18 protein-coding genes are annotated in these 20,584 nt (G+C 62.0%); 8 read left to right on the top strand and 10 right to left on the bottom strand.

Going from position 1 to position 20,584, the window contains the following annotated elements; all coding sequences use genetic code 11:
* Nucleotides 1-128: 128 nt before the first annotated feature.
* Together lysA and AC3RCG_RS10715 are read left to right on the top strand one after the other, a co-directional pair.
* Entirely contained in the window at nucleotides 129-1,367 is a 1,239-nt protein-coding gene (lysA, locus tag AC3RCG_RS10720) for a diaminopimelate decarboxylase (protein WP_492405062.1), read from the top strand.
* 63 nt (nucleotides 1,368-1,430) lie between these two features.
* On the top strand, nucleotides 1,431-2,996 hold the full coding sequence (locus AC3RCG_RS10715; protein WP_070288871.1) for a phospholipase D family protein: 1,566 nt from the start codon (nucleotides 1,431-1,433) through the stop codon (nucleotides 2,994-2,996).
* A 123-nt stretch (nucleotides 2,997-3,119) separates the two neighbouring features.
* Here the strand turns inward: AC3RCG_RS10715 and AC3RCG_RS10710 are convergent, their stop codons facing one another.
* The 3 genes from AC3RCG_RS10710 to apbC all read right to left on the bottom strand — a co-directional run bounded on the left by AC3RCG_RS10710 (nucleotide 3,120) and on the right by apbC (nucleotide 6,652).
* Nucleotides 3,120-4,799, bottom strand: a complete 1,680-nt coding sequence (locus AC3RCG_RS10710; RefSeq protein WP_492405064.1) for an alkaline phosphatase family protein — start codon at nucleotides 4,797-4,799, stop codon at nucleotides 3,120-3,122.
* 137 nt (nucleotides 4,800-4,936) lie between these two features.
* On the bottom strand, nucleotides 4,937-5,344 hold the full coding sequence (locus tag AC3RCG_RS10705; RefSeq protein WP_492405066.1) for a DUF4399 domain-containing protein: 408 nt from the start codon (nucleotides 5,342-5,344) through the stop codon (nucleotides 4,937-4,939).
* A 219-nt stretch (nucleotides 5,345-5,563) separates the two neighbouring features.
* Nucleotides 5,564-6,652 (bottom strand): iron-sulfur cluster carrier protein ApbC, encoded by a 1,089-nt coding sequence (apbC, locus tag AC3RCG_RS10700; RefSeq protein WP_070219730.1) that lies wholly within the window; start codon nucleotides 6,650-6,652, stop codon nucleotides 5,564-5,566.
* Nucleotides 6,653-6,812: 160 nt separating this feature from the next.
* Here apbC and metG point away from each other — a divergent pair, with 160 nt between their 5' ends.
* From metG to AC3RCG_RS10670, 6 genes are all read left to right on the top strand, one after another.
* Nucleotides 6,813-8,969, top strand: coding sequence for a methionine--tRNA ligase (metG, locus tag AC3RCG_RS10695; protein ID WP_492405068.1), 2,157 nt, complete (start codon nucleotides 6,813-6,815; stop codon nucleotides 8,967-8,969).
* A gap of 19 nt (nucleotides 8,970-8,988) precedes the next feature.
* Nucleotides 8,989-9,468: a GNAT family N-acetyltransferase gene (locus tag AC3RCG_RS10690; protein WP_070219744.1), complete on the top strand. Its 480-nt coding sequence runs from the start codon at nucleotides 8,989-8,991 to the stop codon at nucleotides 9,466-9,468.
* A gap of 107 nt (nucleotides 9,469-9,575) precedes the next feature.
* Nucleotides 9,576-9,785 carry a DUF3460 family protein gene (locus tag AC3RCG_RS10685; RefSeq protein ID WP_034778041.1) on the top strand — a complete coding sequence of 70 codons (210 nt, stop codon included), beginning with the start codon at nucleotides 9,576-9,578 and terminating at the stop codon, nucleotides 9,783-9,785.
* Nucleotides 9,786-9,802: 17 nt separating this feature from the next.
* Entirely contained in the window at nucleotides 9,803-10,735 is a 933-nt protein-coding gene (locus AC3RCG_RS10680; RefSeq protein WP_070312349.1) for a segregation and condensation protein A, read from the top strand.
* Nucleotides 10,736-10,789: 54 nt separating this feature from the next.
* A complete protein-coding gene (gene panC / locus AC3RCG_RS10675; protein WP_070219724.1) occupies nucleotides 10,790-11,629 on the top strand; it encodes a pantoate--beta-alanine ligase in 840 nt (279 codons plus the stop codon).
* 183 nt (nucleotides 11,630-11,812) lie between these two features.
* Nucleotides 11,813-12,232, top strand: a complete 420-nt coding sequence (locus AC3RCG_RS10670) for a hypothetical protein (protein WP_492405071.1) — start codon at nucleotides 11,813-11,815, stop codon at nucleotides 12,230-12,232.
* A gap of 254 nt (nucleotides 12,233-12,486) precedes the next feature.
* On the opposite strand, the gene cheY is transcribed toward AC3RCG_RS10670, so the two are convergent.
* The 7 genes from cheY to cheA all read right to left on the bottom strand — a co-directional run bounded on the left by cheY (nucleotide 12,487) and on the right by cheA (nucleotide 20,543).
* Nucleotides 12,487-12,885, bottom strand: a complete 399-nt coding sequence (cheY, locus tag AC3RCG_RS10665) for a chemotaxis response regulator CheY (RefSeq protein WP_026132837.1) — start codon at nucleotides 12,883-12,885, stop codon at nucleotides 12,487-12,489.
* Between the two features lie 147 nt (nucleotides 12,886-13,032).
* Nucleotides 13,033-14,103: a protein-glutamate methylesterase/protein-glutamine glutaminase gene (locus AC3RCG_RS10660; RefSeq protein WP_035826603.1), complete on the bottom strand. Its 1,071-nt coding sequence runs from the start codon at nucleotides 14,101-14,103 to the stop codon at nucleotides 13,033-13,035.
* Between the two features lie 108 nt (nucleotides 14,104-14,211).
* Nucleotides 14,212-14,820, bottom strand: a complete 609-nt coding sequence (cheD, locus tag AC3RCG_RS10655) for a chemoreceptor glutamine deamidase CheD (protein ID WP_034758343.1) — start codon at nucleotides 14,818-14,820, stop codon at nucleotides 14,212-14,214.
* Nucleotides 14,821-14,829: 9 nt separating this feature from the next.
* Nucleotides 14,830-15,702, bottom strand: a complete 873-nt coding sequence (locus tag AC3RCG_RS10650; RefSeq protein ID WP_070219720.1) for a CheR family methyltransferase — start codon at nucleotides 15,700-15,702, stop codon at nucleotides 14,830-14,832.
* A 71-nt stretch (nucleotides 15,703-15,773) separates the two neighbouring features.
* Nucleotides 15,774-17,486 carry a methyl-accepting chemotaxis protein gene (locus AC3RCG_RS10645; protein ID WP_492405075.1) on the bottom strand — a complete coding sequence of 571 codons (1,713 nt, stop codon included), beginning with the start codon at nucleotides 17,484-17,486 and terminating at the stop codon, nucleotides 15,774-15,776.
* Nucleotides 17,487-17,804: 318 nt separating this feature from the next.
* Nucleotides 17,805-18,311, bottom strand: a complete 507-nt coding sequence (locus AC3RCG_RS10640) for a chemotaxis protein CheW (RefSeq protein WP_034758356.1) — start codon at nucleotides 18,309-18,311, stop codon at nucleotides 17,805-17,807.
* A gap of 30 nt (nucleotides 18,312-18,341) precedes the next feature.
* Nucleotides 18,342-20,543, bottom strand: coding sequence for a chemotaxis protein CheA (cheA, locus tag AC3RCG_RS10635; protein WP_492405077.1), 2,202 nt, complete (start codon nucleotides 20,541-20,543; stop codon nucleotides 18,342-18,344).
* Between the last annotated feature and the right edge of the window lie 41 nt (nucleotides 20,544-20,584).

Raw genomic sequence — 20,584 nt, 5'->3', positions numbered from 1 at the left:
GAATAAGGTCACCTTAAATGGATATTTTATGTTTACACAGAAAACCCCCATCATGATCGGAACGTAGGTCGGATTAGCGCAAAGCGCGTAATCCGACACCCCTCCATAAAATGACAAAGACCACCGCCATGAAACCAGTGCCAGACGCCACCCTCGCCCAACTCGCCCAGGAACACGGCACGCCCCTGTGGGTGTATGACGCGGCCACCATCCGCGCGCGCATCGCGCAGCTGGCGCAATTTGACACCGTGCGCTTCGCGCAAAAGGCCAACTCGAACATCCATTTGCTCACCCTGATGCGCGAAGCAGGCGTGCACGTGGACGCCGTCTCGCTGGGCGAGATCGAGCGCGCGCTGCAGGCAGGCTTTACGCCGGCGCAAACGAACGGCGCCGCCGGCCTGGTGTTCACCTGCGACCTGTTCGACCGCGCCACCCTGGCGCGCGTGGCGGCGGCAAAAATTGAAGTCAATTGCGGCTCCGTCGACATGCTGCGCCAGCTGGGCCCCGTGTCGCCCGGCCACCGCGTCTGGCTGCGCATCAATCCCGGCTATGGCCATGGCCACAGCAACAAGACGAATACGGGCGGCGAAAACAGCAAGCACGGCATCTGGTACGAAGAGCTGCCGGAGGCGCTGGCCGTCATTCGCGCCCACGGACTGCACCTGGTGGGCCTGCACATGCACATCGGCTCGGGCGTCGATTACAGCCACCTGGAAACCGTCTGCGGCACCATGGTCGACCTGGTCAAGAACATGGGCCACGACATCGAAGCCATTTCCACGGGCGGCGGCCTGTCCGTGCCGTACCGCGAAGGCGAGCAACCAGTCGACACGGACCACTACTTCCAGCTGTGGGATGCGGCGCGCAAGCAGATCGAGGCGCACCTGGGCCATCGCGTGCACCTGGAAATCGAACCTGGCCGCTTCCTCGTGGCCGATGCGGGCCTGCTGGTGGCCGAAGTGCGCGCCACCAAGCAAATGGGCGGCAACCACTTCACCTTGCTCGATACGGGCTTCAATGAACTGATGCGCCCCGCCATGTACGGCAGCTACCATGAAATGTCGGTGATCGCGCACGACGGCCGCGCTCTCGATGAGCAACACGCCACCGTCGTCGGCGGCCCCCTGTGCGAATCGGGCGACGTCTTCACCCAGCGCGATGGCGGCGTGGTGGAAACCCGGCAGCTGCCGGCAGCGCAGGTGGGCGACTACGTGGTCTTCGAAGGCGCGGGCGCGTATGGCGCGTCGATGTCGTCGAACTACAACAGCCGCCCGCATGCGGCCGAATACCTGGTCGATGGGGCGCAATCCCGCCTGATCCGCCGGCGCCAGACGGTTGCCGAGCTGATCGCGCTGGAACAACTGTAAATCCTCGCCCGCGTGCGGGCATGCGCATCTGCTAACATCGGGGCAACTCGATGAAAGCCCGCCATGCCCGCCCAAGCACTTCCCTTCCGCAGCGCCACCCGGCTGCTTCTGCCGCTGCTGCTGTCCGCCGTCCTCGCCGGCTGCGCTTCCCTGCCCTCGCTGGACGGCCGCATCTCCTCCAGCGTCATCGCCGACACACACCACACCCAATTGGCCACGGCCATTGCGCCCATGGTGGCGCAGCATCCCGGCGTGTCCGGCATTTACCCGCTGGTCGACGGGCGCGACGCCTTTGCCGCGCGCGCCCTGCTGGCCGCCGCCGCCCAGCGCAGCCTGGACGTGCAGTACTACATCTGGCACAAGGACATCACGGGCACCCTGCTGTTCGATGCCTTGCGCCAGGCGGCCGAACGAGGCGTGCGCGTGCGCCTGCTGCTCGACGATAACAACACGGCGGGCCTGGACCAGACCCTGTCCATGCTGGGCAAGCAGCGGAACCTGGAAATCCGCCTGTTCAATCCCTTCGTGCCCCGCGCGCCGCGCGCGCTGGCCTTCGCCACCGATTTTTCGCGCCTCAACCGGCGCATGCACAACAAATCGTTCACGGCCGACAACCACGCCACCATCGTGGGCGGGCGCAACGTGGGCGATGAATACTTCGGCGCGGCCGGCGATGTGCTGTTCGCCGACCTGGACGTGCTGGCCATCGGCCCCGTCGTCGGCGAGGTCTCGCAGGATTTCGACCGCTACTGGAACAGCGCCTCGGCCTACCCGGCCGCAATGCTGCTGACCAGCCCTGTCGATGGCGACGCGGCCACCATCGCCGCCGAGGCGGACCGCATCGACGACACCAGGGCGGCCGAAGAATACGTGCAGGCGCTGCGCACCTCGCCCTTCGTCAAGCAGATGATGGAACGCACCCTGCCCTTCGAATGGGCAAGGACGCGCATGGTCAGCGACGACCCGGCCAAGGTGCTGGACCAGGCCAGGCCCGGCACGCGCGTGGCGGAAAACCTGCAAAACCTGCTCGGTGTGCCGGAAAAGGAAGTGGATCTGGTATCGCCGTATTTCGTGCCCGGCAAGTCCGGCACGCAAGCCTTTGCCGACCTGGCGAAAAAAGGCGTGGGCGTGCGCATCCTGACGAACGCGCTGGAAGCGACCGACGTGGCGGCCGTGCATGCGGGTTATGCAAAATGGCGTAAACCGCTGCTGGAAGCGGGCGTGCTGCTGTACGAGTCGCGCCGCTCGTGGGAGGCCGGCGACGCGCGCGAACAGCCGGGCCGCTTCGGCAGCTCCGCATCGAGCCTGCATGCGAAGACCTTTGCCGTCGACGACCGGCGCATCTTTGTCGGCTCGTTCAATTTCGATCCGCGCTCGATCGAATTGAATACGGAAATGGGCCTCGTCATCGACAGCCCCGCGCTGGCCAGCCAGCTGGGGCTAGCCATGCGCACCACCATCCCGCAGCGCGCCTACCAGGTGCTGCTTGGCGACGACGGCGCACTGTACTGGATCGCCCGCGACGCCAGCGGCGCCGCCACGCGCTACGACACGGAACCGGGCACCAGCGTGTGGAAGCGCATGGGGGTGGCGATTCTGTCGGTGCTGCCGATAGACTGGCTGCTGTAAGCGGTTTTGCCGACGATGTTGTCGGATGACGCGTGGCTGCGCCCCGCGTCATCCGACCTACAAGGTCATCGTAGGTCGGGTTAGCGCAAAGCGCGTAAGCCGACAAGCGCGCAGCACCGCCCCTTACCGCACCGCCTCCGTCAAAATCCGCCCTTCCGACGCCGACGGCTGGCGTATGCGCAGCAAATGGGCGAGCGTAGGCGCGATGTCGACCACTTCCGCGTACTGGCCATAGGCACCCGGCTTGATCCAGCGGGGACCGAAGACCATCAGCGGCACGTTGGTGTCATACGTGTACGGCGTGCCGTGCGAAGTGCCGCCGACGCCCTTGCCGAAGTACCAGGCCGGTTTTGTGACGACCATCAGGTCGCCCGACAGCTGGCGGTTCCAGGCGCGGCGCATCAGGGTATCCATGCGCGTGGCCACGGCGCCTGTTTCCATCTGCGTGCGCGTGTAGACTTGCGCCAGGCCGTCCTGCTGCAGCAGGAAGCGGGCCGCTGCGTCTTCCAGCGCAGCGCGATGGACGCCGCCCTTTTCCGCCAGCGCGTAATCGAGATAGATATTCGGCAGCGACGACGTCGTCACCAGCTTATCCACGCCCAGGCTTGTCGCCAGGTGCTGGTTCAGGCTTGCGACCAGCTTGTCGCCGTCGATGCGCTTGGCCGTAAAGCCGCCGCGCGCTTCCGTAAATTCCGGCACGTTGGCAAAGCCATGGTCGGCCGTCAGCACCACCAGCACGTTGTCCATGCCGACTTTTTTATCGAGATCAAGAAAGAAGCCGGCCAGCATGCGGTCCAGGCGCTGCAGGTGGTCGTGCGACATCTTGCTTTCCGGGCCGTAGGCATGGTTCACGTAGTCGTGCGCGGACAGGCTCACGCCCAGGATGTCGGGCACGCCGGCCGGGTTGCGGCCCAGGTTCTCGCCATCGACGGCGGCGCGGGCAAATTCCAGGGTCAGCTCATCGAGGAAGGGACCGGACTTCAAGCGGCTGTAGTATTCGCCATCGAGCTGGCCGCTGTCGCTGTAGTAGGCGAACGGGAAGGTATTGCGCGTGCCCGGCTTGGCCGCCACCAGATCGTCGCGCGCATCGTTGACATAAGCCCCGTCGGCCAGCAGCGGCGTCCAGCTCTTGCCGTAGTAGCGGTCCTGCGGTTTGGCCGCCTGGTAGCGCTGCACCCATTGCGGGTGCTGCTGCATGTAATAGGTGCTGCTGGCGAAGTTGCCCGTCTTTTCCATGTACATATAGGCCGTGCCCGTTTTCCCGGCCAGCAGGATGGCGCCGCGGTCCTTGCCCGACACGGTGACGACCTTGGCCTTGTCGCCCGTGGCATAGCGCAGCTCGTCGCCGAGGGTGCTCACGCGCAGCTTGGTCGGCGCGGTGCCGTCGTCCGGCTTCGTCTCTTCGCCGATGTAATGGAAATTGCCATCTTCGGTGCAATACACGGATTTTTTCGTAACGGGATCGATCCAGTTATTGCCGATCACGCCATGCTGGTAGGGGTAGGCACCCGACAGCACGGCCGAGTGGCCGATGGCGGTAACCGTGATGCCATGCGCCTGGTGCGCATCGCTGAACCACGCGCCCTGTTCCAGCAGGCGGCGGAAGCCGCCCTGGCCGAACTGCTCGCGGTAGCGCGTTACCTGCTCTTGCGGCAAGCCATCGACCACCAGCACCACGACCAGCTTCGGCTGCGCCGCAGTCATGGGTACGGCCTTGGCCGCATATGCCTGGCAAGCCGCCACGCTAGTGACCAGCAGCAGCGCCTGCGCCAGTTGCCGGGAAAGGGAGAAATGTTTCGTCATATCCACTCATCAAAAGTTAGGCCACCGGGCAGCATACGCCGACTATATGACACAACAATGACAAGAAGCAACAATATGAAAAGGCCGGGCTCCATCGCTGGAACCCGGCCTTTGCCGACACAGACAATATATCTGACTTACTTGACCGTCACTTTAATGCTTTTGCTTAACTCCGGCCCATACGACTGGTGCGCGCCATTGGCGAACTGCATGGTGAGCGTGTACTGGCCCGGCGGCAAGGTGACGTCCGTTTCCGTTTGACCTTTGCCGAAATGTAAATGCTTTTCGTCCATGGGGATCATCTCGCCCGCCTTCATCGGCCCTGTATTGATGAGCAAATGATGGTGGCCCGTCTTGGCCGTCATGTCGCCGGCCGGCTTGACGTCCATGCCGCTGACGGCAAATTTCACTTTGAACGGGCTCGTCACCGTCGCGCCATCGACTGGCTCGACGAAGGAAACGGATTGGGCGAAGGCGCTGGCGGCCAGCAGGCTGCCGGCAAGCAGGACTGCGGCCTGGCGCAGGAATACGGTAGTCAATTGCATGATGTCTCCTCTTGTTAATAACAACACGGACTGCATGAAACCATATTCCTGGCGGTAATGGCGCCGGGGACGAGTTAAGCCAATGGTGCCACTGGTGGCCTTGAAAACCGTAGCGAGCAAGCTCAATGTCGGGTTGAGTAACGCAACCGTACTTTAGTACGGTGAGTAACGCCGACCCGAAAGTGAGCTGCGCAGTAGGTTTGCAAGGCCACCCAGCCACTAGTCGTTCTTGATGACGATGCTAGGGAACTTGCTGGTCATATCCTTCGCCTTTTCCGCCACCTTGATGGCGATGGTGCGGGCGATCTGCTTGTAGATCACGGCGACGGGGCCTTCCGGCTCGGCCACGACGGTCGGCGTGCCGGAATCCGTCTGCTGGCGAATCGCCATGGTCAGCGGCAAGGCGCCGAGGAATTCCACGCCGAAGTCCGCGCACATCTTCGCGCCGCCGCCGGCGCCGAAGATTTCTTCCGCATGGCCGCAGTTCGAGCAGATGTGCGTGCTCATGTTTTCCACCACGCCGAGGATCGGGATGCCGACCTTCTCGAACATTTTGAGACCCTTGCGCGCGTCCAGCAGCGCGATGTCCTGCGGCGTCGTGACGATGACGGCGCCCGTGACGGGCACTTTCTGCGACAGGGTCAATTGAATGTCGCCCGTGCCTGGCGGCATGTCGACGATCAGATAATCGAGGTCGCGCCAGTTGGTCTGGTCCAGCAACTGCTGCAAGGCTTGCGTGACCATGGGGCCGCGCCACACCATCGGCTCGTCCGGGTCGATCATGAAACCGATCGACGATACTTGCAGGCCGTGGTTTTCCATCGGTTCCATGCTCTTGCCGTCCAGCGTCTTCGGCTGGCCGCTGATGCCCAGCATCATCGGCTGCGACGGGCCATAGATATCGGCGTCCAGCATGCCGACGGTGGCGCCTTCGGCCGCCAGAGCCAGGGCCAGGTTGACGGCCGTGGTCGATTTGCCAACACCACCCTTGCCGGAAGCGACGGCAATGATGTTTTTCACGTTGCTCATCGGCTTCAAGCCGCGCTGCACCGTGTGCGAAATGATCTTCGACGACACGCCCACGCTGACGTTGCCCACGCCCGGCAGCACGCGCAACGCGGCCAGCACGGATTTGCGGATCAGGTCAATCTGGCTCTTGGCGGGGTAGCCCAGTTCGATGTCGAGCGAAATGTCGCTGCCATCGACCTTCAGATTCTTGACGGTTTTACTGGAAACGAAATCTTTATGTGTATTTGGATCAATAACCTGGGCCAGCGCGGCCTTGACGTCTTCTACTGTGATGCTCATGTAAATCTCCGTGTGTACTACATATGTGCAATACGCGCAGTCTAGCGCAAATTTGCATGGCGCGATGGCGGCAAAAGCATCACTTGCCGGCGCTGCATCTGCTCATATTGCCTTTCCGCTGTTAAAATGTCCTATTATCCATCCCAAAAGTGCATCAATCATGACTCGCAAGCTGTTCGTCACCACTGCCCTGCCTTACGCAAACGCCGCTTTTCACATTGGCCACATCATGGAATACATCCAGGCCGATATCTGGGTCCGGTTCCAGCGAATGCAACGCGATGGCGCAGCCGGCCGTGAAGTGCACTTTGTGGGCGCCGACGATACGCATGGCACGCCCATCATGATCGCCGCCGAAAAGGAAGGCATCACGCCGCAGCAATTCGTCGCCAACATCGCCGCCGGCCGCGCCCAGTACCTCGATGGCTTCCATATCGCCTTCGACAACTGGTATTCGACCGATTCGCCGGAAAACGTTGATCTGTCGCAATCGATCTACCGCAAGCTGCGCGATACGGGCCTGATCGTCACGAAAACCGTCGACCGCTTCTTTGACCCGGTCAAGGGCATGTTCCTGGCCGACCGCAACATCAAGGGCGAATGCCCGAAATGCGGCGCCAAGAACCAGTACGGCGACAATTGCGAAGTGTGCGGCGCGGCCTACCAGCCGACCGACCTGGTCAACCCGTTCTCGGTGTTCACCAACGCGACGCCCGTGATGAAGCCGTCGGAGCAGTATTTCTTCAAGCTGTCCGACCCGCGCTGCTTCGAATTCCTCAAGGATTGGCTCAACACGCCAGGCCGCTTGCAGCCTGAAATGGTCAACAAGGTCAGCGAATGGCTGGGCGAGGCGGGCGAAAAGCTGGCTGACTGGGATATCTCGCGCGATGCACCCTACTTCGGCATCCCGATTCCCGATGCACCGGGCAAGTTCTTCTATGTGTGGATGGACGCGCCCGTCGGCTACCTGGCCAGCCTGAAAAACTATTGCGACAAGAAAGGCATCGATTTCGACGCCTTCCTGAACGACCCGACGACGGAACAGATCCATTTCATCGGCAAGGACATCGTGTCCTTCCATTTACTGTTCTGGCCTGCCATGCTGAAGTTCGCCGATCACCCGGTGATCGACAAACTGAAAGTCAATGTGCACGGCTTCCTGACGGTCAACAACGAAAAGATGTCGAAGTCGCGCGGCACGGGCATCTCGCCGCTGCGCTACCTGGACCTGGGCATGAACCCGGAATGGCTGCGCTACTACATCGCGTTCAAGCTGAACTCGAAAGTGGAAGACCTGGATTTCAACGGCGAAGATTTCGTCGCCCGCGTGAACAGCGACCTGATCGGCAAGTACGTGAACATCGCCAGCCGCTGCGCCGGCTTCATTGCCAAGCGCTTCGACGGCAAGCTGGCATCCACACTGTCGGAAGGCGCGCAAAGCTGGATCAACCGCGCGCTGACGGTGGACGTCAACGGCGTCATCGTCGAGCGCCAGGCCAGCATCGCCGCGCACTTCGAGAACCGCGAATTCGGCAAGGCCTTGCGCGAAATCATGGAAATCGCCGACATCACGAACCAGTATGTCGATGAAAACAAGCCATGGATCCTGGCCAAGGATGCGGACAAGACGTTTGACCTGCACGACGTGTGCACCACGGCCCTGATCCTGTTCCGCCAGCTGACGATTTTGCTGTCGCCGGTCCTGCCGGGCGTGGCGAAGAACGTGGCATCGTTCCTCAACGACGCCGAGTTCACCTGGGCCGATACACAGGTGTTCGGCGACGCCGTCTCGAACAGCATGCTGGGCCGCACCATCGGTGCCTACAGCCACTTGATGACGCGCATGGATGCAAAGATGATCGAAGCGCTGTTTGACGCGCCGCAAACAGCCGCCGCCATCGCCGCACCGGCTGGCGACGCCGCGAACGACGCCGCGGCCCCTGCTGCCGCCGCTGCCGCCATCGAGGAACTGGCGCCCGAGATCAAGATCGACGACTTCCTCAAGGTCGACTTGCGCATCGCGAAAATCGTCAATTGCGAACTGGTCGACGGCTCGGACAAGCTGCTGCGCCTGACCCTGGACGCGGGCGAAGGCCGCCTGCGCAATGTGTTCTCGGGCATCCGCTCGGCGTACCAGCCGGAAGAACTGATCGGCAAGCTGACGGTGCTGGTGGCCAACCTGGCGCCGCGCAAGATGAAGTTCGGCATTTCCGAAGGCATGGTCATGGCCGCCTCCGCCGCCGACGAAAAGGCCAATCCGGGCATCTACATCCTGAACCCGTGGCCGGGCGCCGAACCTGGCATGCGCATCCGTTAAGCCACCACAAGGACCGATGATGAATATCGTGGTGCGCGAAGCAACAAATGCCGATGCACAACTGATGGCCGAGCTGACCCGCGCCGCGTGGGCCGGCAAGGTGGCGGCCTCGTCCAGCGGGCACCACGAGACGGCACAGCAGGTGGAAGCGCAGTTGCGCCACGGCGGCGGTTTTCTGTTGCTGATCGACGACATTCCAGCCGGCTCGCTGCGCTGGATGCCGCTCGACAGCGACCCCGCCATCTGGAAGATTTCACGCATGGGCGTGCTGCCCGCCTACCGGGGCAGCCACGTCTCGCAGCACTTGCTGGAAGCCATCATTCATCACGGCCTGTCGTGCCAGGCCGAGGAATTGCGCCTGGCCGTGCGGCGCGACCAGCGCAAGCTGATCGATTTTTATGCGGCCTTCGAATTCGAGCTGGCCGAAGAACTGGAATATTCGCACGCCAACCCCGCCGAACCGGCGCCGATGGTGATGCGGCGCCTGCTGCGTTATTGATTTTTAGCAATTTCGCCCCGGACTTGCCGATACAACAACCCGCCAAGCGGCACGGCGCGGTAAAATACGGCCGGCTGACCTTACCCATAAGACACTCAGAAGAGAATATGAAACTGCCTGCAAAACACAACAACTACGTATCCGACCACACCTTGTTCATCGCCGAACTGAAGGCCAAGAACCCTGGCATGGAAGCGGGCCAGCAAGCGGGCCGCGCCCTGCTGTGGGACAAGCCGGCCGTCAGCATCGATGAGCAGGAGCGCCAGCTGGCGTCGGCCGTCAAGCAACAGGCTTACGTTTACCAGAACAAGAACTAAGATCTGGAACCGGCACGATGTTGCCTGAAGAGTCTGCAGTCACGCCGGAAGCCGACGCTTCCGGTGCCGGCGCAGTCATCGAGTCGCCCGAACCTGTCGCTGATGGCGACGGCAGCGGCGACCCTGCAGCATCTGCAACGACGGTAACGGATGCGGCGCCCGCCGCCGACCCGCTGGGCATCGCCCGCCTGTATGGCGAGCCCATGATGCGCATGCCGACGGATTTGTACATTCCGCCGGACGCGCTGGAAATCTTCCTCGAAGCCTTCGAAGGCCCGCTCGACTTGCTGCTCTACCTGATCCGCAAGCAAAACTTCAACATTCTCGATATTCCGATGGCGCAGGTGACCCTGCAATATCTGAAATATGTTGACCAGATCCGCGTGCGCAACCTGGAACTGGCCGCCGAGTATCTGCTGATGGCGGCCATGCTGATCGAGATCAAGTCGCGTATGCTTTTGCCATCGCGCAAGAGCGACGTCGAGGAAGATGGCGGCGACCCCCGCGCCGAACTGGTGCGCCGCCTGCTCGAGTACGAGCAGATCAAGCTGGCCGCCTACGACCTGAACGCCATCCCGCAGTTCGAGCGCGATTTCGTGCGCACGCAGATTTTCATCGAGCAAAGCCTGACGCCCACCTGGCCCGACGTGGAACCGGTGGACCTGCAGCAGGCGTGGCTCGACGTGCTGAAGCGCGCCAAGCTGACCCAGCATCACCGCATCAGCCGCCAGGAACTGTCCGTGCGCGAGCACATGTCGAGCATTTTGCGCCATTTGCAATCGTCGCGTTTCGTCGAATTCAGCGATCTGTTCGACATTGCCGGCGGCGTACCCGTGGTGGTGGTCAACTTCGTGGCCTTGCTGGAACTGGCCAAGGAAACCCTGATCGAAATCACGCAGGCAGAACCGTTTGCCCCCATCTACGTCCGGCTGGCGTATTCGCCCGCCTGACCCCTTCCCTTTGTCACTGACCACCGTACAACGGGGTTTTAGCGAAAGCAATCCATGAAAATTATTTCCGACATTGAAGAATTGCGCGACCAGCTCAGCGGACAGCTGCGCACGGCGTTCGTCCCCACCATGGGCAACCTGCACGAAGGCCATCTGTCACTGATGCGCCTGGCGCGCAAGCATGGCGACCCCGTCGTCGCCTCGATCTTCGTGAACCGGCTGCAATTCGGGCCGAATGAAGACTTCGAGAAATATCCGCGCACCATGGCGGCCGACATCGCCAAGCTGGAAAAGGAAGGCGTGTACGTGCTGTTCGCGCCGACGGAAAAGGAACTGTACCCGGAGCCGCAGGAATACCGCGTGCGCCCGCCCGATGACCTGGGCAATACCCTGGAAGGCGAATTCCGCCCCGGCTTCTTCGAAGGCGTGTGCACGGTCGTCACCAAGCTGTTTTCGTGCGTGGGTCCGCGAGTGGCCGTGTTCGGCAAGAAGGATTACCAGCAACTGATGATCATCCGCAACATGGCGCGCCAGTTCGCCCTGCCGACGGAAATCATCGCCGCCGAAACCTACCGCGCCGACGACGGCCTGGCCCTGTCCTCGCGCAATATGTACCTGTCGGAAAGCGAACGCGCGGAAGCGCCGGAACTGTTCAAGGGTCTTAATTTCGTGGCCGAGGAAGTGCGCAAGGGCAACCTGGCCGTGGGCGAACTGGAACAGGCCAGCATGCAGCTATTGAACAGCCGCGGCTGGAAATCGGACTACATCGCCGTGCGCAAGCGCGCCAACCTGCAGGCGCCGAGCGCCGCCGAACTGGCCGCGGGCGAACCGCTGGTGGTGCTGGCCGCCGCCAAGCTGGGGCAGACTAGACTCATCGACAACCTGGAAATTTAACATACAACAAAACCTGCTGCGCGTCGCGATTTGCGGCCTGCGATGCTCACCGTGCTTCAGCACGGTTGCGTTTCTCGGCCACAACTCTCTGCCGCTCGCTACGGTTTTGTCAGATGTTTTAAATGCAGTCACAGCGGGGCCATTCGGCCCCGTTGCTTTACCTACTTCTCCATCCCTACCAGCTTGAGCTCGGCAAACAGCGGCTTGTTGCTGCCGCGTGCCGCGTGCCGCTTGCAACATGTCATAGCTGGCCGCGTCGAGCACGATTTCCTCGCCCGCCCACAGCTTGCGCTGGTTCGCAGGCAGCCTCAGGCTGCGCAGGATGGCCCGCACCTGGGCCGGATCGGCCGCCAGCAGGCGGATGGCGCGCGCATGGCGCTGCGTGCCCGTGAGGATCGGCAAGCCGCCCTCGGAGCCGTGCTGGCTCAGGCTGACATAATCCTGGCCGCCCACGCGGTGCAGATAGGCATGCCGGCCATCCGCTTCGGCAGGCGACTGCGCGGGCGGCGACTGCATTTCGACAGACGCGACAGGCGCAACGGCGGTTTGCTCAAGGCTCACGCCACAGGCCGCCAACAGGGCCGTGCTCAGGGCGAAAAATAATACGGGTGCTCGGCGCATCGTGCGCTCCTTCTTGTCGGGGTCGGGGACAAAGGGGGAATACTGCAGCGATCATGGGCCAAATCATTTGACGTGTAAAGTTAACTCTGGGAAATATTTCATTCCCTTACGCAATTTCATCCAGTCAGAGCGAAGGACACGCGGGATGGGCTGGGCGTAAGCGCGGCGCAAGCCGACGAAAAAAACGCCGCCGGTTTGCACGGGCAGCGTTTTTCTTGATCGGTATCAAGCCGTGATCAGGCGCCGGCTTTTTCCAGCTTCTCGAAAATCTTGTTCAGCTTTTCATCGAGGGTCGCTGCAGTGAACGGCTTGACGACATAACCGCTGGCGCCAGCTTGCGCGGCGGCGATGATGTTTTCCTTCTTCGCTTCGGCGGTGACCATCAGCACGGGCAGCTTGGCCAGTGCGGGATCGGCGCGGATATGCTGCAGCATCGTCAGGCCATCCATGTTCGGCATGTTCCAGTCCGACACGACGAAATCGAACGATTCCGCGCGCAGCTTGGCCAGGCCCATCACGCCGTCTTCCGCCTCATCGACGTTGGCATAACCCAGTTCCTTCAACAGATTCCGGACAATGCGGCGCATCGTCGAAAAATCGTCAACGACTAAAAATTTCATCTTTGGATCAGCCATGAATAACTCCGTTGTTTCTGTAGCGGTTTGTTAATAATATCGACATGAATGCCGACATTATGGTCGACACTACGGCAGCAAGTTGTAGGATAGCATTTTCGTTGCTTTTAGGCGAACAAACTTGCCTCAGATCATATAAAACGTGGCTTACACGCGCAAAGCACGCATACCATGCGCCGCCAGGTGTCCCAGTACCATGCCAGGCAGCGCCGTCAGAGCACCGACCTCATGCGTAGCGCCGACAGCGATCGCCTCGCGCGGCATGCCGAACACCACGCAACTGGCTTCGTCCTGCGCAAAATTATACGCTCCTGCGGCCTTCATCTCCAACATGCCTTGTGCGCCGTCCTTGCCCATGCCGGTGAGGATCACGCCGACGGCATTTTTACCGGCCGATTGCGCGGCCGAACGGAACAGCACATCGACCGACGGACGGTGGCGGTTGACCGGTTCACCCTGGTCGATCTTGGTCATGTAGTTGGCGCCGCTGCGCGTCAGGGTCAGGTGCGAATGGCCGGGCGCGATGTAGGCGTGGCCAGGCAGCACGCGTTCGCCGCCCGCCGCTTCCTGCACCGAGATTTTGCACAGCGAATCGAGGCGGCGCGCGAACGAACGCGTAAAGCCTTCCGGCATGTGCTGCGTGATCAGGATGCCGGGACAATCGGACGGCATCTGCATGAGAAATTCGCGGATCGCTTCCGTGCCGCCCGTCGACGCGCCCACGATGATCAGCTTTTCGCTCGACGTCAATGGGCTGCGCAGCGCAGGCAGCGGCGCGGCCACCTTGTCGCCGGCCGACGGCAGGGTGCGCGCGCGGATGCGCGCCTTCGAGGCGGCGCGGATCTTGTCGGCGATCATGTCAGTGTACTCGCGCATGCCGCTCTGGATGGAAATCTTCGGCTTGGTGACGAAATCGACGGCGCCCAGTTCCAGCGCGCGCATGGTGATTTCCGAACCGCGCTCGGTCAGCGACGACACCATCAGCACCGGCATCGGGCGCAAGCGCATCAGCTTTTCCAGGAAGTCCAGGCCGTCCATCTTCGGCATCTCGACATCGAGGGTCAGCACGTCGGGGTTGGTCTGCTTGATCATCTCGCGCGCCACCAGCGGATCGGGCGCCGCGCCCACCACTTCCATGTCGGGCTGGCTGTTTACGATTTCCGTCATGACGCTGCGAATCAGCGCCGAATCATCCACGATCAATACTTTGATCTTCATAGTTATCCTTCCAGGCCTTGCGGCCCTTGTTTCTTATTAAATTAGTACCCGGACCACACTGCCGCAAGCCGCACAACGCGATGCGCAGCAGGTTTGGTCCGATATGTATCAGAACAGCTCGACCTCGCCGCCCACCGGCGCGACCTTAAGGCGGCTGGCGTAATCGAGTTCGCGGCGTACCAGCGTATCGTTATGCGTCTGCATCAGCTTTTTCACCAGCACCTTGCCGCTGCGGGGGAAAAAATACACCTTGCGCGGGTGGATGTCGTTGAGGTCTTCCGCCACCACGCGCATCTTTTCCGCCTTCAGATAATTAATGACGAAAGCCGCGTTGCGCTCACCGACGTTGATCGCCGTGAAGCCGCGCAGCACGGCGCCGCCGCCGAACACTTTCGCTTCCATGTTCTCGCGCCGCGCGCCCGCCTTCAGCAAATCGTTGATCAGGATTTCCATGGCGTAGGTGCCATAGCGCATCGACGCGGAAATCGGGCTGTTCGGATCGCTGCCGCCATCGGGCAGCATGAAGTGGTTCATGCCTCCCAGGCCCGTGACACGGTCGCGGATGCAGGCCGAGACGCAGGAGCCGAGCACGGTGACGATCAGCATGTCCTTGTTGGTAAAGTAATACTCACCAGGCAAGATCTTGGCGGCGTCACAGTTGAACGTCCTGTCGTAATAGACGTTAGTGGCGAATTGCTCTTTGGATTCCAGGCTCATATTTCACTCTCATGTACGATGCGACGGTGCCTTGGGCGCGGCGCCCCGAGGCTGGTCGAGCTCATAGACTGTTTTACCGCGCAGCTTCAGTGAATCCGACACGTACAGAAAATTCTCCGAATGGCCCGCGAACAGCAGGGCATCGGGTTTCATCAACGGCACAAAGCGCGAGAGGATCTTGCGCTGCGTCGCCTTGTCAAAATAAATCATCACGTTACGGCAAAAGATGACGTCGAACTGGCCCGTCAATGGCCAGCCGTCGGCCAGCAGGTTGAGCGGCTTGAAGGTGATCATCTGGCGCAGTTCAGGACGCACCCGCACCTGCCCTTCGCGGTCACCCTTGCCGCGCAAGAAAAAGCGCCGCGCACGGTCGGCCGGCATCTTGTCGAGCCGGTCCAGGTTGTAGACGCCATTGGCAGCCGTGGCCAGCACATTCGTGTCGATGTCCGTGGCGATGATGGTGACGGGCGGCGTGAGCGTATTGAACGCCTCGCACACCGTCATGGCGATCGAATACGGCTCCTCGCCGGTGGAACTGGCCGAACACCAGATGGTGATCGGCCCGCTCAGTTTTTTCACATGCTCGGCCAGCAGCGGGAAGTGATGCGCCTCGCGGAAGAACGACGTCAGGTTGGTCGTCAGCGCATTCGTGAACGCTTCCCACTCGTCGCCCATGCGGCCCGCTTCCAGGTCGTCCAGGTAGCGGACGAACGAGGAGATGCCGGTCGCGCGCAGCCGCCTGGCCAGGCGGCTGTAGACCATCTCCTGCTTGCTGTCGGCCAGCGCGATGCCGGCCCGCTTGTAAATCATGGCGCGGACCCGTTCGAAGTCCTTGCCAGTGAAATCAAATTCCTTGACCGAATCCGTTTTAGTTTGCGGCATTTTGTTTTTACCTCTCTATGACTACTCTGACCAATGCCTTTGCAAGTATAACTAGCGGGACCGGGTTGGCGTCAGAACTCTTCCCAATCGTCGCCGCCGGCCGCCGCCAGCTTTTTCGCGGGCGGTGGCGTGCCGGCCTGCGCCGCCGTTGCCACCCGCCGTGTAGTTGCCGCCACACCCGGTACCGGCCGTGCCGCCTTGACCACGGGCGCGGGCATGGCTGCCTGCGCCGCGCTCTCGCCGTCCAGCTTGAAGATGCTGACGGCATCGGCCAGTTTCTGCGCCTGGTCCTGCATGCTTTCGGCGGCCGCCGCCGCTTCCTCGACCAGCGCCGCATTTTGCTGCGTCATCTGGTCCATCTGCGCGATGGCCTGGTTCACTTCCTCGATGCCGTGGCTCTGCTCCTGCGTCGCCGCCGTGATCTCGCCCATGATGTCGGCCACCTGCCGGATCGACGTGACGATCAGACCCATGGTCTGCCCCGCCTCGTCCACCAGGCGGCTGCCGGCATCGACCTTGTCGACCGAGTCGCCGATCAAGCCCTTGATTTCCTTCGCCGCGCCGGCCGATCGTTGCGCCAGATTGCGCACTTCCGACGCCACCACCGCAAAACCGCGTCCCTGCTCGCCTGCGCGCGCCGCTTCGACGGCCGCATTCAGCGCCAGGATATTCGTCTGGAACGCAATGCCGTCGATGACGCCGATGATGTCGACGATCTTGCGCGAACTGTCCTTGATGGAACCCATGGTGTCGACCACTTGCGACACCACCTTGCCGCCCTGCTCCGCCACCGACGACGCCGACACTGCCAGCTGGTTGGCCTGGCGCGCGTTGTCCGCGTTCTGCTTCACGGTCGATGTCAGCTCTTCCATCGACGACGCCGTCTCTTCGAGCGAACTGGCCTGCGTTTCCGTGCGCGCCGACAGGTCCGCATTGCCGCTGGCGATCTCGCGCGACGCCACGGTGATGGTGTCCGTCCCGGTGCGCACGTCGCTGACCGTCTGCACCAGGCTCTCGTTCATGTCCTTGAGCGCCTGCTGCAGCGCGCTCGTTTCATCCTTGCCTTCGACCACCACGCGCGAGGTCAGCTCGCCGGCCGCCACCTTCTGCGCCACGGCCACTGCGCCGGACAATGGCACCGTGATCGAGCGCGTGATGAAGATGGCGCACCAGGCGCCGATCGCCACGGCCGCGCCGCCCAGGATGAACAGTACCATCATCAGGCGCGCATCGGCCGCCAGCGAGTCGTCCATGAAGCTTTGCTGCGCCACGTGCTGCAAATCGAGCAGCTTGTTGATATCGGCCAGGGTCGTCTTGTTCAAGGGATCGATGCGGGTGGCGATCACCTTCGCCGCGCCCTCGCTGTTAAACGCCAGCACCTGTCCCATCGCTTCCTTGAAGGCGGCATCGACTTCGCCGTCGACCTTGGCGATATTGGCCAGCAGCGCCTTCTCGCCATCGGACAGGCCCAAGGTGGCCAGCTTGCCGCGGGCGCCGTCGTACAGCTTGCGCTGCTCGCGCACCTTGCCCTCTTCCGCCTGCATCAGGCTCACATCGCCCTGCAGGCCGATATTGCGCATGGCGATACCGGTTTCCAGCATCGCGCTTTTCATCTGCGACGCCTGCGTATTCTTTTCGCTTGCCAGCTCCAGCCCCGTGAGCAGCTGGGCCTTGTTACGGTAATTCAGTGCATTCGCCGAAACGATCACCACCACCAGGATGGCGAGGATGCTGCCAAAACCTATCCCCAGCCGGGTGCCTATCTTGAAATCGCGCAAACTCATTACAGTCTCCAATATTTATGTGAACGGCGCCCGTTCAACCGGACGGCGCCGTGTTGTGGCCGGGTCTCTGTCGGACCTTGCAGCCTGCCGGCGCGCCTCTGGCAAGTAACCCCCAATAAATTATTATGATTTCTGACTTCCATAACCGGCGCTGTGCGGTGTTGCCCGCAGCTAGCAGTGCTCGCACTGCGTCGCTGCGGGCGCCTTGCACAGCATCCGGTTCTGTTCGTCATAAATTCACAATAATTTCCAGAGGATTACTTTCCCGCGCCGGTACATGCATATCTGTAGTGATTCTTTGCGTGGTAAAACTGCCGCTTAAGCCGCCAGCTTGTCGATCAGGCCCATCTCGCTGCTCGACATCAGCTTGTCGATGTCGACCAGGATCAGCATGCGCTCGTCGATGGTGCCCAGGCCGATCATGTAATCGGTCGAGAAGGCTGTGCCCATTTCCGGCGCCGGCTTGACCTGCTCCGGCGTCAGGGTGGTGACGTCGGAAACGCTGTCGACCACCATGCCGACGATACGGCCGCCGATGTTCAGGATGATCACCACCGTGAACTGGTCGTACACGGGCGTGCCCAGGTTGAACTTGATGCGCATGTCGACCACCGGGATGATGATGCCGCGCAGGTTGATCACGCCCTTGATGAATTCAGGCGCGTTGGCGATGCGGGTGACCGCTTCGTAACCACGAATCTCCTGGACCTTCAGGATATCGATGCCGTACTCTTCGGAGCCCAGGGTGAAGGCCAGGAATTCACGGCCGGCGATGTCCTTGCCGTCGCCCGCATTGCTTCCGGATGTTTGTTGAGTATCTGACATGGTGCGTTTTCCTATCTTTATCTATCGGTATTACGAAAAAATGGACTCGTCGGCCAGCTGGCGAGAGGAACGGATGAGGGCGGCGACATCGAGAATCAGCGACACGCCGCCATCACCCAGGATGGTGGCGCCGGAAATGCCCACCACCTTGCGGTAATTCGATTCGAGGTTTTTCACCACGACCTGCTGCTGCCCCACCAGGTCGTCGACAAACAGGGCCGCCTTGCGTCCTTCCGTCTCGAGGATCACGCAGATGCCTTCCGAGGGACTGGTAAAGCGCGGCGCGATGTCGAACATCTGGTACAGCGGAATCAAGGGCAGATATTCGCCGCGCACTTTCACCACCTGCCCCTTGCCGCTGATGTCCTTGATGTCCTCAACGGCTGGCTGCAGCGATTCGATGACAAAGCCCAGCGGTAAAATATACACCTCGTCGCCAACGCGGATCGACATGCCGTCCAGGATGGCCAGGGTCAGCGGCAGCGAAATGGAAATCGTCGTGCCGAAACCCTTGGCCGAACGGATGTCGACGACGCCGCCCATGGCGCTGATATTGCGCTTGACGACATCCATGCCCACGCCGCGGCCCGACACGTCGGTGACCGCTTCGGCGGTGGAAAAGCCGGGTGCGAAAATCAGCTGCCACACGTCGGCGTCGCTCATCGACTCGGACACGTCCAGGCCCTGCTGCGCAGCCTTGGCCAGGATGCGCTCGCGGTTCAATCCCGCGCCGTCATCGGATACTTCGATGATGATGTTGCCGCCCTGGTGGCTGGCCGAGAGGAACAGACGTCCCGCCTCGGTCTTGCCGGCGGCCACGCGGGCGGCCGGCATTTCCACGCCATGGTCGATACTGTTGCGCACCAGGTGCGTGAGCGGATCGACGATGCGCTCGATGAGGCCCTTGTCCAGTTCCGTGGCGGCGCCATTCGTGATGAAGTCGACCTTCTTGCCCAGTTTCGTCGCCAGGTCGCGCACCATGCGCGGGAAGCGCGAGAAGACGAAATCCATCGGCATCATGCGGATCGACATCACCGCTTCCTGCAAGTCGCGCGTGTTGCGCGTCAGGTGGCTGACGCTGTCGAGCAGTTTTTCATGCAGCATCGGATCGAGCGCGCTGGCGCGCTGCTCGATCATCGCCTGCGTGATCACCAGTTCGCCCACCAGATTGATCAGCTGGTCGACTTTTTCGATCGAGACGCGGATCGACGACGATTCGGCGCCGGCCTTGTCGCCCTCTTTCTTGGCCGGTTTCTTTTCCTGCTCCGCTTCGGCCACGGCGCTCGCCGCGGCCGGCGCGGCGGCAGCGCTGGCGTTGCCCGCCTTGGCCGCGTCTGCGCGAATCTGTTCGAGGGGCTGGAAGAATCCGTAACCCTGTTCGGCGTCGCTCTGCACGCCGGCGGCGGCGCGGATATCCTCGATCGGCTGGAAGAAACCGTAACCGGGATCGACCGCGCCCGGCGCGCCAGGAGTGCCTGGCAGCGGGTCGAAGAAACCGTAGCCTTGCGCCTTTTCCTGCGCCGCGCGGGCCGCTTCGGCCTCGCCTGGCGCCAGTGGCGGCGCCTGCGTGATCACCATGTCGTCGGGATTGAGCACGAACGAGCAGATGGCCAGGATGTCGTCCAGGCTTTCATGCGTCGTCACTTCCAGCACCTTGCGCGCGTCGGGCAGGCTCGTTACGGCGACGTCGCCCAGCAAGCCCAGTTCGGCCGCCAGCGCATCGACTTCGCGCGGCTCCATGGCCGGCAGTTCCAGGCGGATGCGGTGGCCGCCGGCATGGCTGACGGCGGCCTTTTCCGCCGTGTGGAAGGCTGGCGCGACGGGCGTGAGCGCGGCCACGGGCACGTCCTGCGAGAACGACTGCAGCATCATGCGCACGTTGGCCACGGCATCCTGGTCGACGGCGCTGCCCAGGCGATGGCCGTCGAGCTGCATCTTGAGGATGTCCTTGGCCGCCAAAAAGGCGTCGACGTGTTCCGCCGTCAGGGCCATCTGGCCCTGGCGGATGCGGTCGAGCAGCGACTCGAGGATGTGCGTCACCTCGCTCATGTCGGAGAGGCCGAACGTCGATGCGCCGCCCTTGATCGAGTGGGCGGTGCGGAAAATGGCATTCAGATCTTCGGCGTCGGGCGCCGCAATATCAACGGCCAGCAACAGCCGTTCTTTTTCAGCCAGCAGTTCTTCGGCCTCATCGAAAAAGACCTGAAAAAACTGGCTAATATCGATGGTCATAGGGTGACTCCGTCAATTGCATCATTGCGCTGCGCGGCTGG

The sequence above is a fragment of the Janthinobacterium sp. GW823-FHT01H08 genome (assembly GCF_058797855.1).
Note: the sequence above shows the minus strand (reverse complement) of the source record. Positions and strands in the feature narration are given on the sequence as shown.